This window comes from Streptomyces sp. NPDC003035, from assembly GCF_042888285.1.
GTDB lineage: Bacteria > Actinomycetota > Actinomycetes > Streptomycetales > Streptomycetaceae > Streptomyces.
This window is the reverse complement of the sequence record NZ_JBIAPJ010000003.1, coordinates 288,036-304,029: the sequence shown is the minus strand read 5'-3', so window position 1 is coordinate 304,029 and position 15,994 is coordinate 288,036. Positions and strand designations below refer to the sequence as shown.

The 15,994-nt window shown below is 69.2% G+C and carries 10 protein-coding genes; 6 read left to right on the top strand and 4 right to left on the bottom strand.

All coding sequences use genetic code 11. The features are described 5' to 3' along the window. Positions 1-48 precede the first annotated feature (48 nt). Positions 49-555: a MarR family transcriptional regulator gene (locus ACFYV5_RS11050; protein ID WP_355114226.1), complete on the bottom strand. Its 507-nt coding sequence runs from the start codon at positions 553-555 to the stop codon at positions 49-51. Positions 556-962: 407 nt separating this feature from the next. Here ACFYV5_RS11050 and ACFYV5_RS11045 point away from each other — a divergent pair, with 407 nt between their 5' ends. Beyond that, entirely contained in the window at positions 963-1,808 is an 846-nt protein-coding gene (locus tag ACFYV5_RS11045; RefSeq protein ID WP_389167008.1) for a PP2C family protein-serine/threonine phosphatase, read from the top strand. A gap of 54 nt (positions 1,809-1,862) precedes the next feature. Here the strand turns inward: ACFYV5_RS11045 and ACFYV5_RS11040 are convergent, their stop codons facing one another. Beyond that, entirely contained in the window at positions 1,863-3,062 is a 1,200-nt protein-coding gene (locus ACFYV5_RS11040; protein ID WP_389167005.1) for a globin domain-containing protein, read from the bottom strand. A gap of 540 nt (positions 3,063-3,602) precedes the next feature. On the opposite strand from ACFYV5_RS11040, the gene ACFYV5_RS11035 reads away from it, so the two are divergent. After that, on the top strand, positions 3,603-4,130 hold the full coding sequence (locus tag ACFYV5_RS11035; RefSeq protein ID WP_355114232.1) for a MarR family transcriptional regulator: 528 nt from the start codon (positions 3,603-3,605) through the stop codon (positions 4,128-4,130). Here ACFYV5_RS11035 and ACFYV5_RS11030 read toward each other — a convergent pair. Beyond that, positions 4,071-4,922 (bottom strand): RNA polymerase sigma factor SigF, encoded by an 852-nt coding sequence (locus ACFYV5_RS11030; RefSeq protein ID WP_389167828.1) that lies wholly within the window; start codon positions 4,920-4,922, stop codon positions 4,071-4,073. The genes ACFYV5_RS11035 and ACFYV5_RS11030 overlap by 60 nt on opposite strands. Before the next feature lie 261 nt (positions 4,923-5,183). On the opposite strand from ACFYV5_RS11030, the gene ACFYV5_RS11025 reads away from it, so the two are divergent. Both ACFYV5_RS11025 and ACFYV5_RS11020 read left to right on the top strand, forming a co-directional pair. Further along, positions 5,184-9,494, top strand: a complete 4,311-nt coding sequence (locus ACFYV5_RS11025) for a HAMP domain-containing protein (RefSeq protein WP_389167002.1) — start codon at positions 5,184-5,186, stop codon at positions 9,492-9,494. Continuing rightward, a complete protein-coding gene (locus ACFYV5_RS11020; protein WP_389166999.1) occupies positions 9,491-11,998 on the top strand; it encodes a SpoIIE family protein phosphatase in 2,508 nt (835 codons plus the stop codon). The genes ACFYV5_RS11025 and ACFYV5_RS11020 overlap by 4 nt, the downstream gene beginning before the upstream one ends. Before the next feature lie 75 nt (positions 11,999-12,073). Here ACFYV5_RS11020 and ACFYV5_RS11015 read toward each other — a convergent pair whose 3' ends face one another. Beyond that, positions 12,074-12,490 carry an STAS domain-containing protein gene (locus ACFYV5_RS11015; protein ID WP_389166996.1) on the bottom strand — a complete coding sequence of 139 codons (417 nt, stop codon included), beginning with the start codon at positions 12,488-12,490 and terminating at the stop codon, positions 12,074-12,076. A gap of 374 nt (positions 12,491-12,864) precedes the next feature. On the opposite strand from ACFYV5_RS11015, the gene ACFYV5_RS11010 reads away from it, so the two are divergent. Both ACFYV5_RS11010 and ACFYV5_RS11005 read left to right on the top strand, forming a co-directional pair. Continuing rightward, positions 12,865-13,464, top strand: coding sequence for a VanZ family protein (locus ACFYV5_RS11010; RefSeq protein ID WP_389166993.1), 600 nt, complete (start codon positions 12,865-12,867; stop codon positions 13,462-13,464). 220 nt (positions 13,465-13,684) lie between these two features. Next, positions 13,685-15,883, top strand: coding sequence for a discoidin domain-containing protein (locus tag ACFYV5_RS11005; RefSeq protein ID WP_389166990.1), 2,199 nt, complete (start codon positions 13,685-13,687; stop codon positions 15,881-15,883). Positions 15,884-15,994: the final 111 nt, after the last annotated feature.

Below are 15,994 nucleotides of genomic sequence, written 5' to 3'. Positions count from 1 at the left end.
TGAGAAGTCGGGAGTGCGAATCGACTCGGCAGTCCGCGTGCGGCCGGATCAGGCGGACCGGACGCCCTTGACCGAAGAGGATCGCTGCGGGACACCGCCCGTAACGTCGAGCGCGTCCTGGAAACTCGTCAGCCCCTTCAGCAGCGCGTTGCGCGCCGACGGGGTCATCGAGTCGATGACCGCCAGGAGAGCCTCCTGGCGCTGGGCCCTCAAATCGTGCAGGTACGCCTTGCCCCGCGTGGTCAGGTGCAGCTCCAGCTCGCGCCGGCTGACCGGGCTCGGGAGCCGCTGGACGAACCCGAGCGCCTCCAGTCGGTCGCACAGGCGGCTCACGGACGGGGGAGCGGAACCCAGGACCTTGCCCAGCGTGCGCAGGTTGATGCCCTCATCCCGGTCGAGGCAGTACAGGACGCGCAGCTGGGACGCCGAGACGGGGGTCGAGGACACCATGTCCTTGCCGCGCTCCCACAGCACTTCCAGGAGCTCGATGAGCTCGCGGGCGGCCTGAGCGGTCTCCTGCGGCCGACGCTGAGAAGAGGCGGGGTTCGCGTCCATATCTAGTGACACTCCGAATCAGACGTCCTCGGCCGGCGGCGCTTCTTGTGCGCCACGTTTCTAGTCTCCACATCTCCCCAGAAAGCGGTAATGGTTCGGTGGAACGACGTGTGATGGTGGAACGCGCCTTGCGCGGAGCACCGCCCCATGGCCTTCTGGACTCCCTCCGTACTCATCTTGCGCAGCACTTCGCGGCAACCGCTGTCGACCTGCTGCTGATCGACTACGGGCTGAGCAGTCTCCGTCCCTTTGGTCCCTGTGACGCCGTTCGAGGGCCGGTTCCGGTGGAGTCGAGCCCAGCGGGCAGGGTCTTCTCCGCGCAACAACCATATCTTTCCACCGGGGCGGGCCCCACGGTGACGGCGTACCTTCCCGTGGCGGTTCGAGGTGACAGGTATGGAGTTCTTGTGGTCACGCTGCCGCAGGGCCACGAGCCGCCCGAGGTCTTGCTCGATCATCTCGGAGCCATCGCCCAGATGCTGGGTCATGCTCTGAGGGTGGCCGAGCGGCACACCGACGTGTACCGCGAAGCACGACGGAACGGCCCGCTCACCCTCTCCGCCGAGATGCAGTGGGAGCTGATGCCGGGACGCTCGTGCTCGCGCGAGGAGTTCGAGCTCCACGCGCACGGCGAACCCGCCTACGCCTCCGGCGGACACCTCTTCGACTGGTCGGCCTCGGCGGACCAGCTCACGCTGGTCGTCGCCAACAGCGCCGGAACGGATGCCGAGGCCGGCCTGGTGAACAACCTCGCCGTCAACGCGATCCGCAACGCCCGCCGCGCCGGCCTCGACCTCGCGGGCCAGGCGGCCCTGGCAGACCAGGCCTTGTACGGACAGCACCGCGGCAGGAGGCACTTGTCCACCCTGCTGATGTGCTTCGACCTGCGCACCGGAGAGGCGCAGATCGTCGACGCCGGCTCCCCGAGCGTGTGGCGCGTGTCCGGGTCGACGGCGCAGCGGGTGGAGCTGGAGAGGCAGCTCCCGCTGGGCATGTTCGAGGACACCGTCTACGCCGCCCAGCATCTGCGGACCCGGCCGCGGGAGAGGCTGTTGTTCGTCGCCTGCGGTCCGGACCTGCCGGCTTCACACCCGGCCCACGCGGCCTTCGAGCAGGCCGTGAGCCGGGCGATCACCCGTACGCGACACCTGCCCGGCGCGGACACCCCCAAGGCCGTCCTGCGCGAACTCACCGCGTACGGAGTCGCACCGGACGGCGGTCTCGTGCTCTCCCTCGACTTCCGCGGACCGTAGGCGGGCGGCACCTGACGCGGCCGCCGGCCACGGGCTTCCGGCCGGCGCACCGGCTCAGGACCACGGCGTGGGCGTCTCGTCCTCGGGGAGGCGGGCGGGCTCCAACGGGGCGTCCAACACGGGCACATCGAGCGGGTCGTGATGGATCCGCTCGCGTGGTACCCCTCGTTCCGTGAGCACGTGCGCCGCTGCCGTGACCATGCCGGGCGGTCCGCTGAGGAACACCTCGTGACCGCCCCATGGACCGAACTCGGAGATGACCTCGGGAAGGCTGCCTTCGGTTCCGGGGATGCGCTGATGGGAGACGGAGGCCCGCACACTCAGCCAGTGGTGCCGCTGCGACATACGGAGCATGTCGTCCAGGCCGTAGAGCTCCCGGGCCGTGCGGGCTCCGATGAACAGCGCGACCTCACGGTCCGAGCGCTCTGCCGCGACCTGCTCGATCAACGCCTTGATGGGAGCGAGCCCGGTGCCGCCGGCCACGCACAGGAGGTCTCGGTGCGAGTCGGGCGGCAAGGTCATGTCACCCTCGGGTGGCCCAAGTCGAAGGAAGTCCCCCGGTCGTGCCTGGCGGACGAGGGCGGTGCTGACCCGGCCCTGGGGCACGGCCTTCACGTGGAAGGTCATCGTCGAGTCCGGCCGGGGCGCGTTGGCGGGTGAGTAGGAGCGCCACTGCCGGGGCCACCACGGGGTTTCCACGCTCACATACTGGCCGGCCGCATAGGGGTAGTGCTCGTCCGTCCGCACCGTCACTTCGGCGATGTCGTGGCCGTACCGGCGGTGGTCGACGATCCGGGCGGTCCATTGCGCCGGACGCAGCCGGGTGTCGTCGTCGGCGGCGAGCATCATGGTGCGGGAGGCCGTGGCGTACGCCCGTTGCCATGCGCCCGCCAGTTCGGGGCTCCACGCCGGTCCCGCGAATCGGGCCAGAGCGTCGAGAAGGCACTCGCCCACTGCCGCGTAGTGGGCGTTGAGGGTACCGAACTTCCGGTGGTCGCGGCCCAGCCGGGAACAGAAGCGGACGAGGTTGTCGGCGTCGTCGACCAGGTCCACGATGCGGAGCAGGGCGCGCAGCAGCCGGTCCCGCTGGACGTCCATGTCCGACGGGAACAGACTCCGAACCTCGGGATGGCGCAGAAAGAGGATGGCGTAGAAGTACACCGCCATCTCCTCGGACCGCGGCTCCACGAGGGTGAGACTGGCCCGTACGAGCGCCACATCCTCGGGTGCGAGGGGCGCGGGCAGCGTGGCCACGGGTGCGGGACGCGGCCGGCGGGAGCGTAGGTTCACCGCGGTGCTCGCGTGATTCCCACGTCAGATCCGTTGATTCTGGCGTTGTATTGCCCGTTCACGCGATGCGTCCTCTTCCATGGCGTCGGATCGTGGGATGTGCTCGGGGCCGCTGCGGTCCGAGGCCTCAGGCCACAAAGAGCATTGCCGTGCGGCAACGCTTTCCATTCGTAATGTATGGGAAGGGCTCATGGCAAGCCGGGGCGTTCACCCCGTCCGGATCACCATGTGCCCGCGGAACGTCCCTGTATGCGCACCGATGTGTCGTCCGGGCCAAGGTGGAGTCCGAAACCGCCGGTGGCGGTCGTGACACCGGGCGCTCGCTGAGCGGGCTGGGCGGGGCTTTCGTCACGGACGGCGATGCGGGCACCACCGGGTGTGGGTTCGAGGTGGAGCCAGGGGCCGGCGTCGCGCCGCACGCGCGGCCGGGATCGGCGACCGTTGATCGCCGGAAAACAGTGGGCTGTCGCACATCAACGCGACGTATACGGACAGCCGGACTCCATGACCTCACCGCACCGGCCCCCGCACGTGAGTGACCAGGAAGCACGCCGGGCCGCCGCGATGCTCGTCTCCCTCTGGGAGAGCGACGAGCTCGCCGCGGCGCACCAGTTGCCGCGCACGCAGGAGCGCACGCTGGCGGTGATCGACGCCGCCGGGCACATGACGGCGAGCGTACTGGGACAGCGGCTGGGATCCCGCGCGCCATCGGTGAGCCGGCTGTGCGGTCGTCTGGAGACAGCCGGTCTGCTGTCCCGCCGGCGTGCGTCCCACGACCGCCGCCGGGTGGACTTCGCGCTGACGGAGGCAGGCAAGCGAGCCCTCGACAGTGTCCGGAGGCAGCGACTCGACCGGATGACCGGCATGCTCGCGTCGCTCGACAGGTCGGCGCAGGTGGCGCTGGCGCGAGGACTCGAAGGACTGGGCGACGCCCTCACGGGGTTGCCGGGTGCCGGTTGTCCGCGGCGACCGTCACTCGGTGGCGAGCAGGCCCTTGCGGAGGGAGGCGAGGGCGCGGGAGAGCAGGCGTGAGACGTGCATCTGGCTGACGCCGAGCCGCTCACCGATCTGGGACTGGGTCAGCTCGTCGACGAAGCGGAAGTGGAGGATCTGTCGGTCGCGCTCGTTCAGGGCGGTGATGAGGGGAGCGAGGGCGTGGAAGTCCTCGACCCTTTCCATGGCGGGGTCCTCTGTCCCGATGACGTCCGCGAAGGCGCCCTCGCCGTCGGAGCTGTCGGCCCCGCCGATGGGGGCGTCGAGCGAGGAGGAGGTGTAGCCGTTGGCGGCGACCCTGGCCTCGATGACCTCCTCCTCCGAGAGGTTCATCAGGGTGGCGAGCTCGCTGACCGTGGGGGCGCGGCCCAGACGGCCGCTGAGTTCCTCGGTCGCCTTGGCCAGTTCGACCCGGGCTTCCTGAAGCCGGCGCGGGACATGGACCGCCCAGGAGGTGTCGCGGAAGAACCGCTTGATCTCCCCGACGATGTACGGCACGGCGAAGGTCGTGAACTCCACCTCGCGCGACAGGTCGAACCGGTCGATGGCCTTGATGAGGCCGATCATGCCGACCTGCGTGATGTCCTCCATGTCGTCGCCCCGGCCGCGGAAGCGTCCGGCGGCGTACCGCACGAGCGACATGTTCATCTCGATCAAGGTGTTGCGCGCGTACTGGTACTCGCGCGTGCCTTCTTCGAGTACGGCCAGTTGGTCGAAGAACAGCTGGGAGAGCGAGCGGGCGTCCTTCGGGGCCATCTTGTGCGGCGCCGCCACCTCGGGCAGTACCGGAGCCTTCGCCGTAGCCGTGGCCGTTGATGCGGACGCTGCCATCACGCTCATGATGTTCCCCTCCCTCGGTGCCCGCCGACCAGAGCGGACCGGGCGGTGAGCGCCACATACCCCGAGAGCCGAGGCGTATGTACGCCAATTGCAGAAAGCCTGCGCGGCTTTCGCCCGTCACCTGCAACGGGGTAGGCTGCCTCGTATTTGTCGTACGGCAATGATTGCCGACGAGGGGGGCGGCCTGTGCGAGGCCGTGGCGGTGTCCGGCTCTCCGGCGGGGCTCCTATCAGCGTTCAACGAGGAATGGTCATGGCTGAGACGACGGTCGACAACGCGCGTGTACCCCGGACACGCGCGCGTGGTACGGGCAAGGTGGGGGAGCCGGAGCTGCGGCAGCTCCTGGCCGGACTGACGGCGGTACGCGACGGTGACTTCGGCACGCGCCTGCCGGACGACGCGGACGGCCTGCTCGGCGAGATCGCCACGGTGTTCAACGGCATGGTCGACCAGCTGTCCCTCTTCACCTCCGAGGTGACCCGCGTGGCCCGCGAGGTCGGCACCGAAGGCACCCTGGGAGGGCAGGCCGAGGTACCCGGCGTCTCCGGCACGTGGGCGGACCTGACCGACTCGGTGAACGCCATGGCGGGAAACCTCACCACCCAGGTCCGTGACATCGCGCAGGTCGCCACGGCGGTCGCGAAGGGTGACCTGTCGCAGAAGATCGACGTGGACGCCCGCGGGGAGATCCTGGAGCTGAAGAAGACCATCAACACGATGGTCGACCAGCTGTCCGCGTTCGCCGACGAAGTGACCAGGGTGGCCCGTGAGGTCGGCACGGAGGGCAATCTCGGGGGCCAGGCCGATGTGAAGGGTGTCTCGGGCACCTGGCGGGATCTGACCGACTCCGTCAATTTCATGGCGGGCAATCTGACCGCGCAGGTCCGCAACATCGCCCAGGTCACCACGGCGGTGGCGCAGGGTGACCTGTCGCAGAAGATCACCGTGACGGCCCGGGGCGAGATCCTGGAGCTGAAGGAGACCATCAACACGATGGTCGACCAACTCTCGTCGTTCGCCGATGAGGTCACGCGCATGGCCCGTGACGTGGGTACGGAAGGCATCCTCGGGGGCCAGGCCGATGTGAAGGGTGTCTCGGGCACCTGGCGGGATCTGACCGACTCCGTCAATTTCATGGCGGGCAATCTGACCGCGCAGGTCCGCTCCATCGCCCAGGTCGCCACGGCGGTGGCGCAGGGGGACCTGTCGCAGAAGATCACCGTGGCGGCCCGGGGCGAGATCCTGGAGCTGAAGGAGACCATCAACACGATGGTCGACCAACTGTCCGCGTTCGCCGACGAAGTGACCCGCGTGGCCCGCGAAGTGGGCACCGAAGGCAATCTCGGTGGCCAGGCCACCGTACGAGGCGCATCCGGTACGTGGAAGGACCTCACGGACAACGTCAACGTGATGGCGTCCAACCTGACCGGGCAGGTGCGCTCGATCGCCCAGGTCGCCACGGCGGTGGCGCGCGGTGATCTGTCGCGGAAGATCACGGTCGAGGCGAAGGGCGAGGTCGCGGCACTCGCCGCGGTGATCAACACCATGGTCGACACCCTCTCGGCGTTCGCGGACGAGGTGACCCGCGTGGCCCGGGAGGTCGGCACCGAGGGCCGGCTCGGCGGCCAGGCCCGGGTGCCGAACGTGGCCGGCACCTGGAAGGACCTCACCGACAACGTCAACTCCATGGCGAACAATCTGACCGGGCAGGTCCGCAACATCGCCCTCGTCACCACCGCCGTCGCCAACGGCGACCTGTCGAAGAAGATCGACGTCGACGCCCGCGGCGAGATCCTGGAGCTGAAGACCACCATCAACACGATGGTGGACCAGTTGTCCTCGTTCGCGGCCGAGGTGACGCGCGTGGCCAGGGAGGTCGGCAGCGAGGGCCGCCTCGGCGGCCAGGCCGAGGTCGAGGGAGTCTCCGGCACCTGGAAGCGGCTCACCGAGAACGTCAACGAGCTGGCCGGGAACCTGACCCGGCAGGTCCGCGCCATCGCCGAGGTCGCGAGCGCGGTCGCCGAGGGCGACCTGACCCGCTCGATCACCGTGGACGCCTCCGGGGAGGTGGCCGAGCTCAAGGACAACATCAACGCGATGGTCGGCTCTCTGCGGGAGACGACGCGGGCCAACCAGGAGCAGGACTGGCTCAAGTCCAGCCTCGCCCTGATCTCGGGGCTGATGCAGGGCCACCGCGACCTGGCCGTCGTCGCCGAGCTCGTCATGGACGAGCTCACCCCGCTGGTCTCGGCACAGTACGGAGCCTTCTACCTGGCTGAGGAAGCCCCCGAAGGCACCGAACTGCGGCTGGTCGGCTCCTACGGCCGCCCCGCTGGCACCACGGGCCACGACCGCTTCGCCTTGGGGGAGTCACTCGTCGGTCAGGCCGCCCGCAGCCGGCGCACCATCGCCGCCGACGGAGTCCCCGCCGACTACATCAGCATCTCCTGCGGCCTGGGCCGCACCGCACCGGGCAGCCTGATCGTGCTGCCCATCGTGGTGGACGACCAGGTCCTCGGCGTCATCGAACTGGCCTCCTTCACCGCCTTCACGCCCGTCCACCGTGACTTCCTCGAACAGCTCATGGAAACCGTCGGCGTCAACGTCAACACCATCGTCGCCAACGCCCGCACCGACGAACTGCTCGGCGAATCCCAGCGCCTGGCCCGTGAACTCCAGGCCCGCTCCGAAGAGCTGCAGGTGCAGCAGGAAGAACTCCAGCGCTCCAACGCCGAGCTGGAGGAGAAGGCGGCGCTGCTCGCGGCCCAGAACAGCGACATCGAGGGCAAGAACCTGGAGATCGAGCAGGCCCGGCAGGAACTCGAGGACCGCGCCCAGCAGCTCTCGCTGGCCTCGAAGTACAAGTCCGAGTTCCTGGCGAACATGAGCCACGAGCTGCGTACCCCGCTCAACAGCCTGCTGATCCTTGCCCAGTTGCTCGCTCAGAACCCGACCCGCAACCTCACGGCCAAGCAGGTCGAGTACGCGGGCATCATCCACTCGGCCGGGTCCGACCTACTGCAGCTGATCAACGACATCCTCGACCTGTCCAAGGTGGAGGCCGGAAAGATGGACATCAACCCCGAGCGCGTCGCGCTGCGGCAGCTCCTCGACTACGTCGAAGCAACCTTCCGGCCCATGACGACCCAGAAAAGCCTGGACTTCACGATCACCACCGCCCCGGGTGTCCCGGCCGATCTGGTCACCGACGACTCCCGTCTGCGACAGGTCCTGCGGAACCTGATCTCCAACGCGGTCAAGTTCACCGAGCAGGGCAGCGTGGAGCTGCGTATCGAGCGAGCCGCCGAAGCGGCACTTCCCGCCTCGGTCCACCGTGACGGACCTGTGTTGGCGTTCCGGGTCAAGGACACCGGCATCGGTATCCCCGAGCAGCATCTCGAAGCCATCTTCGGCGCCTTCCAGCAGGCGGACGGGACCACGAGCCGCAAGTACGGTGGTACCGGTCTCGGCCTGTCCATCAGCCGCGAGATCGCGCACCTGCTCGGCGGTGCGCTGACCGCGGAAAGCAGCCCCGGCCAGGGCAGCACCTTCACCCTCTACCTCCCGGTCAGGCGCCTCGGCTTCCAGCGCGAGACCGCGGGGACCACCCAGGACACCGGCACGGCGGGCTCCTCGACCGTGGCCGAGCCCTCCGACATCCGCCGCTCCGTCCGGGCGGAGAGCGAACCGCGCAAGCCCCGCCGACTGCTCGTGATCGAGGAACGCCCGCGGGGACTGCTGTCCCTCGTCGCCGAAAGCGCCGTCGCCGAGCTCGCCGGGGGCCACGACCGCGCCACCATCGAACTCGTGGCAGCTGTCGGACCGGAGGAAGCCGCCAGCGCCCTGGCGACGGCACCCGTGCACTGCGTGGTCCTCGAACTCGACCGGGCCGACAGCGATGCCATGCACTTCCTCGACGCGATGGACGGGGACGCCGCGCTGCGCAGCGTCCCCGTCCTCGCGCACAACAACCGGCGCCTCGACGCCGCATTCGAATCCACGCTGCAGGACCGGGCCCGCCAACGGCCCCTGGAACTGCTCTCCAGCCTGGACGAACTGCGGGAGCGGATCGCCCTGTACCTCTCCGCCGAGCAGCCGGGCGACGTCGTGCCCCTGGTCCGTATCGAGGAAGCGCGTCCGACCGCACAGAGCGTGGACGACTCGCTGCACGGCCGGACCGTCCTCGTCGTCGACGACGACGCCCGCAATCTCTTCGCCCTCAGCGGCATCCTGGAAATGCACGGCATCCAGGTCGTCCACGCGGAGAACGGCCGCCAGGGCATCGAGGCGCTCACCGAGCACCCGGACATCGACCTGATCCTCATGGACGTGATGATGCCCGAGATGGACGGCTACACCGCCACCGCCGAGATCCGGCAGATGCCCGACCACGCCGACCTGCCCATCATCACGGTCACCGCCAAGGCCATGCCCGGCGACCGCGAGAAGAGCCTCGCCTCGGGTGCCAGCGACTACGTCACCAAGCCCGTCGACGCCAACGATCTCATCGCCTGTGTCCGTCGCTGGCTCAACCCGCAGCACGACGCGCGGGTGACGTCATGACCGCCCGCGGGAGCTCCGACGAGAAGCGTCCCTTCAGCGGCTCGGCCCAGGACATCACCGCCCCCTCGGTGATCACCTCGATGGAAGCGGGCCTCAGCAATACCGAACCCAGCCACGGCCTGGACCCGTCGGCGGCCCGGTTCGACCTCGCCTCGGCCGCGCAGGCAGGGCATCAGGCGTCCACGGTCGGCCGCCTGGCGGCCACGGTGGAACGGCTGCGCGCGGAGGTACGCGCCGCGCACGCCGCCGCCGAGGGCCGAGCCCTGATCGAGCTCGCCAAAGGCGTGATGATCGAACGGCTCGGGTGCGGGCCGGCACAGGCCGCACGCCAGCTGACCGAATTGGCCCAGCAGGCCGGCCTGTCCTCGCTCGAACTCGCCGCGGACATCGTCAACCAGGCCGCTCACGACCAGGTCGCCGCGGTGGCGGAAGACCTCGTCCGGCACGCGAACGGACCGGAGAAGGAGCCCGCCCCGTCCGTCGCCGTCCGGCTGCGTACCGCCGAGAGCGCCGCGCTCGCCGCGAGCGACACCCAAGCCGTCGCCGAATCCCTTCTGGAACACGCCCTCGCCCCGCTGGGAGCGACCGCCGTGGCCGTATGGGCAGCGGGCTTGGAAGCCTCCCTCACCCTCTGCGGCCACGCCGGATTCAGCGAGGACGAGGCGAACCGCTGGCGGTACGTCCCCCCGGGCGTCTCCACCGTGGCCCGACAGGCCCTCGACGAGCGACGCACCGTACGGATCGAGTCCCTCTCCTCGGTGGGCCTGCCCACCATCGGCCGTGCCCAGTCCCTGGACGGCGGCCGCGTCGCACTGCCCGCCGGTACGGGGGGCCGTATCCACGGAGTCCTCGAGATCTGCTGGCCCGAGGCGCTCACACCCCACTCCCCGGCCATCGCCCGCCAGATCGAAGCCCTGGCCGAACTGTGCGCGCACACGCTCGAAAACCTGCCGCCGTCCGTCGGGCTCCTGACGGGCACGCGGGAATCGGCCGACGTCTCGGAACTCGTGGACCTCTCGGACGGCCTGTACGACCCGGCACTCGTCCTCACCCCGCAGCTCGATCCCGCGGGCCATCTCACGGACTTCCGTATCCGCCACGCCAACAACCGCTTCCTGGATCCCGCCGGGCGTCCACGAAGCGCCGTCAACGGCTCCCTGCTGCTGGAGGCCTATCCGACGGCGGGCGGCGAGAGCGAGCTCTTCGAGAAGATCGAACGCGTCTATGCCACCGGCGAGCCCTTCCGCGCCGAGCGCATGACGCTCACCGCCCTGGTGGACCAGGTGCCGCTGGCCGCCGTCGCCGACCTCAGCATCAGCCGGCACGCCGACAGCGTCCTGCTGATCTGGCGTATCGAGGACGAGACGGCACGGCTGGCCAGTCTTCTCCAGCACGCGCAGCGCCTGGGTCGCATCGGCGGCTTCGAAGAGAACCTCGTCACCGGGGACATCACGTGGAACGGGCAGCTCTTCGCGCTCTACGGACGAGCGGTCACCGAAAACCCGGTGCCCCTCCAGGACCTGGCCGAGCACGCCCACCCCGACGACGCCGTGGCCATCGGCCGCTTCCTGCAGGCGGTGCTGCACCATCGCCGCGCCACCTCCACGGCCTTCCGCCTGCAGCGGCCCGACGGGGTCACACGCCACATCCGGGTCATCGCCGAACCGGTCCTCGACGCCGACGACCGGCTCCTCGCCGTGCGCGGCGCGTACCAGGACATCTCCTCCCAGCACTGGACCGAGGTGGCCCTGGCAGCCACGCGGGACCAACTCGCCCACACGGAGCAGGAGTCGGCGGAGCGCAACCGGCTGGCCTTGCAGCTCCAGCACGCCATCATGCCCCCGACCCGCGCCCCTCTCGACGCCCCGGGTCTGGACGTCGCCGTGCGTTACCGGCCCGCCGAGACGGAGTCCCTGGTCGGTGGCGACTGGTACGACGCCGTGGTCCTGCCGTCCAAGCGCATCCTGCTGTGCGTCGGTGACATCGCCGGTCACGGCATAAAGGCGGCGACCGGCATGGTCGTTCTGCGCAACGCCATGCGCGGCCTCGCCGTCACCGGAGCCGGCCCCGGACAGCTGCTGTCGTGGCTCAACATCGTGGCGCATCACCTCAGCGAACAGGTCACCGCCACTGCTGTGTGCGGCGTGTACGACCCCGAAACCCGCGTCCTGCGCTGGGCCCGGGCAGGCCATCTGCCACCGGTACTGGTCCGCGGCGAGGAAGCCAGCACCCTTCCCCTGCTCCGCGGACTCCTCCTGGGCGCTCTTCCCGAGGCGGAGTACGAGGAGGGGGAGGTGCAGCTCGAACTGGACGACACGCTGCTGATGTACACCGACGGCCTCGTCGAGCGCAGGGACACCGCGGTTCAGGAATCCCTGTCCCAGCTGCTCGCCTCGGCACAGGACCCGGCTTCCTCACTGGAACGCAGGCTCGACCGGCTGCTGTTGCACAGCAAGTCGGACACGGACGACGACACCTGCCTGATCGGCATCAAGGTCTCGTGAACCGAGGCAGGGCTTGGCGCCGCTCTCCGTGCGTGGCCACACGCCATGCGTCGCTCCAGGGGCCCGTGCGGTCTGTTACTCCGCACTCTCCCGGCTCGCGGGTCGAGCCTGAGCCTCGGCGACAGAATCCTTCTGCCGCACGTCCGCGAGTGCCGCCTCGACGTCCGCGTGGATAGGTGTCGTCACATGGAGCCCCGTGATCTCGAGGAGGCGGCGTACGGCAGGAGTCGGTGCCACCAGGTGCAGATCCCCACCCATCTCCCGGGCTTCTCGGGCTCCCTTGATCACCACGTTGAGACCCGAGGAATCCATGAAGCCCAGAGCCGAAAGGTCCAGAACGAGGTGACGGCGCCCGTGCAGGAACTGATTGGCGACGTGGTGGTGCAGGAGCGTGGCGGTCTCGATGTCCAGTTCGCCGCCGACGGTCAGGATCGCGGTGACGGCGTCGCAGACCTTGACCTCAATGTCCAGATTCTCTTCTCGAACGGGCATGGTTCCTGCTTTCTGCGAATATGGTCGGTTCGGGCTGAGCGACGGACCGCCGCTTGGCAGCGGCTGTCCTGCACGCCTGTGTGCCGCCTGCGATCGACGACGGGCAGCGCATCCCCGAGGCAGCACAGCCAGATGCCTCCCAGCGACCGAGCCTCACGGCGGATCGCCATGTCAGGTGCCCAGGCAGCGGTCGCCTCATCCACGCGACCGGTGAGTGAGATCAACTCCACATTGCCCAGGTCGGTAGCTTGTCACCCGGCAAATATTAGCGGGTGGGTCAACTCTCGGGGACGGGGCGACGCGGGCGGCATGCCGTTTCTCACTGCGGGTAACCGCAAGGCCAGTGCCGTAACAGCAGCGGAGGGGGAGTCACGATGAGGCGCACGTCTCGCAATGACGATCATGGCGGCAGTGACGCGAGTGCCCACGGAACGCCCCACGGCACCGGTAAGCCACCGGCCCGCCCTCTCCTCCGTGCGCTCGCCATGCTCGCCGCCTTCGCGGGTACGGTCGCTTTCAGCGTGGTGCTCGCTCACCTCACCCTCGAACCGTCGGTCGCGTCGGAAGCTCTGACGCACAGCAATCTTCGACCGGGTGACTCGATCAGCGCCTACCTCGGCCAACCGGCGTTCCAGGACACCGTCAAGCAGCTGGGTGGAAACATCGTCCTGGGCATTCCGTTCGGCCTGCTGCTCCCCGTACTGGCACCGCGAGCACGGGGACTGTTCCGCGTGGTGGTCATCACCGCCCTCACCATGCTGCTGGTCGAACTGGTACAGGGCGCCCTGGTCACGGGACGGGCCTTCGACATCGACGATGTCATCCTCAACACCATCGGCGCGATGCTGGGCTATCTGCTGCTCGGCCGCCGGCTGGGCAGGGCCGTCCACCCGCGCCGCCACCACTGGTGGCACCGTTGGACGAAGGAGCGAGCGGTACGGCCCGAGGCGTCCTCGGGAGAGCGCTCGACCTGACCCTGGCCTGATGCGCTGCACCTGCGGGGGCAGCGTCGGCGTATGGGGTCTGGGCGGCGTGTGCGGTGAGCCTCCTGGACCGCCTCGGCGGACGTCAACTGCCGCTTAATGAAAGCCAAAAGATAAGTAGTGACAGATCCCTTGACCGTCCGTGTCGCTACGGGCAAGGTTCCGGAGAGCGCTCTCCCGTGTGTCGTTCTCGTTCCCAAGGAGCCCCCACATGCCCACAGTTGACATACCGTCCGTCGCGCCACCGACACCCCGCGGATCCGTTCGCCGCGGTGTCGTCGGCGTGGTGGTCGCCGCTCTCGCGGCCACGCTTCTCGCCTTCGTTCCCGCCCAGAAGGCCGCGGCCGCGCCCGTACTGCTCTCCCAGGGCAAGCCGGTCGCCGCCTCCAGTCAGGAGCACTACGGCACGCCGGCGACGGCCGCGGTGGACGGTGACAACGGCACGCGGTGGTCCAGCGCCGCCTCCGACCCGCAGTGGATCCGCGTCGACCTCGGCGCGACGGCCACGATCAGTCAGGTCGAGCTGCGCTGGGAGGCCGCGTACGCCAAGGCCTACCGCATCGAGACGTCCCCGAACGGCACCGACTGGTCGACCGTCCACTCGACCACCACGGGCGCCGGCGGCACGGAGACGCTGAACGTCTCCGGGACGGCCCGCTACGTCCGGATGCTCGGCACCGCCCGCGCCACCGGATACGGTTACTCGCTCTGGGAGTTCAAGGTCTACGGCTCCACGGGCGGCGACGGCGGCCCGACCCTGCCGGGCGGCGGGGACCTCGGTCCCCACGTGCACGTCTTCGACCCGTCCACCCCCGGTATCCAGGCCAAGCTGGACGAGGTGTTCCGCCAGCAGGAGTCCGCGCAGTTCGGCAGCGGCCGGCACGCGTTCCTCTTCAAGCCGGGGACGTACAACGGCCTCAACGCCCAGATCGGCTTCTACACCCAGATCGCGGGTCTCGGGCTGCGGCCCGATGACACGACCATCAACGGTGACGTGACGGTCGACGCCGGCTGGTTCAACGGCAACGCCACGCAGAACTTCTGGCGGGCCGCGGAGAACCTGGCACTGAACCCCGTGAGTGGGACCAACCGGTGGGCGGTCTCCCAGGCGGCGTCCTTCCGGCGGATGCACGTCAAGGGCGGCCTGAACCTCGCGCCGAACGGCTACGGTTGGGCCAGTGGCGGCTACATCGCCGACAGCAAGATCGACGGCCAGGTCGGCAACTACTCGCAGCAGCAGTGGTACACCCGGGACAGCTCGATCGGCGGCTGGTCCAACTCCGTGTGGAACCAGGTCTTCTCCGGTGTCGAGGGCGCCCCGGCCACGAGCTTCCCCGAGCCCCGCTACACCACCCTGAACACCACCCCGATCTCCCGGGAGAAGCCGTTCCTCTACCTGGACGGCAACGAGTACAAGGTCTTCGCCCCCGCCAAGCGCACCGACGCGCGCGGCACCACCTGGGCGAACGGCACCCCGCAGGGCGAGTCGATCCCGCTGAGCCGGTTCTACGTCGTCAAGCCGGGCGCCACGGCGGCCACCATCAACGCCGCGCTCGCCCAGGGGCTGCACCTGCTCTTCACCCCGGGCGTCTACCACGTGGACCGGACCATCAACGTCGACCGGGCGAACACCATCGTGCTCGGCCTCGGCCTGGCCACGATCATCCCCGACAACGGGGTGACGGCGATGAAGGTCGCCGACGTGGACGGAGTGAAGCTCGCCGGCTTCCTGATCGACGCCGGTACGGTCAACTCCCCGACGCTGCTTGAGATCGGGCCGCAGGGGGCCGCCGCCGACCACGCCGCCAACCCCACCACCGTGCAGGACGTCTACATCCGCATCGGCGGTGCGGGCGCGGGCAAGGCGACCACCAGCATGGTCGTGAACAGCGACGACACGATCATCGACCACACGTGGGTCTGGCGAGCCGACCACGGCGAGGGCGTGGGCTGGGAGACCAACCGCGCCGACTACGGCGTCCGCGTCAACGGCGACGACGTGCTCGCCACCGGCCTGTTCGTCGAGCACTTCAACAAGTACGACGTCGAGTGGTACGGCGAGCGCGGCCGCACGATCTTCTACCAGAACGAGAAGGCCTACGACGCGCCCAACCAGGCCGCCATCCAGAACGGCGCCACCCAGGGCTACGCCGCCTACCGGGTCGACGACTCCGTCACCACCCACGAGGCGTGGGGCCTGGGCAGCTACTGCAACTACAACGTGGACCCGACCATCCGCCAGCACCACGGCTTCAAGGCCCCGGTCAAACCCGGGGTGAAGTTCCACAGCCTGCTGGTCGTGTCCCTCGGCGGTATGGGCCACTACAACCACGTCATCAACGACACCGGAGCGTCCACGGTCCCCGCCGGAACCTCGACCGTGCCGTCCACCCTCGTGTCCTTCCCCTGACACTCCCTCCGCCGACCGACCGGATGATCCGGCGCGCGCCGGCAGTGACTCCCCTCCGGGCCTGCCATCCCCGCGACGCGGCCCGGAGGGGCCACACCCGCCAGGAGCAGA

What these genes read in the sequence shown, in the direction of transcription:
- ACFYV5_RS11010 (WP_389166993.1), top strand. Translation starts at nt 12,865, where the DNA reads ATGAGGCGCACGTCTCGCAATGACGATCATGGCGGCAGTGACGCGAGT.
- ACFYV5_RS11030 (WP_389167828.1), bottom strand. Translation starts at nt 4,922, where the DNA reads ATGGCAGCGTCCGCATCAACGGCCACGGCTACGGCGAAGGCTCCGGTA.
- ACFYV5_RS11015 (WP_389166996.1), bottom strand. Translation starts at nt 12,490, where the DNA reads ATGCCCGTTCGAGAAGAGAATCTGGACATTGAGGTCAAGGTCTGCGAC.
- ACFYV5_RS11035 (WP_355114232.1), top strand. Translation starts at nt 3,603, where the DNA reads ATGACCTCACCGCACCGGCCCCCGCACGTGAGTGACCAGGAAGCACGC.
- ACFYV5_RS11025 (WP_389167002.1), top strand. Translation starts at nt 5,184, where the DNA reads ATGGCTGAGACGACGGTCGACAACGCGCGTGTACCCCGGACACGCGCG.
- ACFYV5_RS11005 (WP_389166990.1), top strand. Translation starts at nt 13,685, where the DNA reads ATGCCCACAGTTGACATACCGTCCGTCGCGCCACCGACACCCCGCGGA.
- ACFYV5_RS11020 (WP_389166999.1), top strand. Translation starts at nt 9,491, where the DNA reads ATGACCGCCCGCGGGAGCTCCGACGAGAAGCGTCCCTTCAGCGGCTCG.
- ACFYV5_RS11050 (WP_355114226.1), bottom strand. Translation starts at nt 555, where the DNA reads ATGGACGCGAACCCCGCCTCTTCTCAGCGTCGGCCGCAGGAGACCGCT.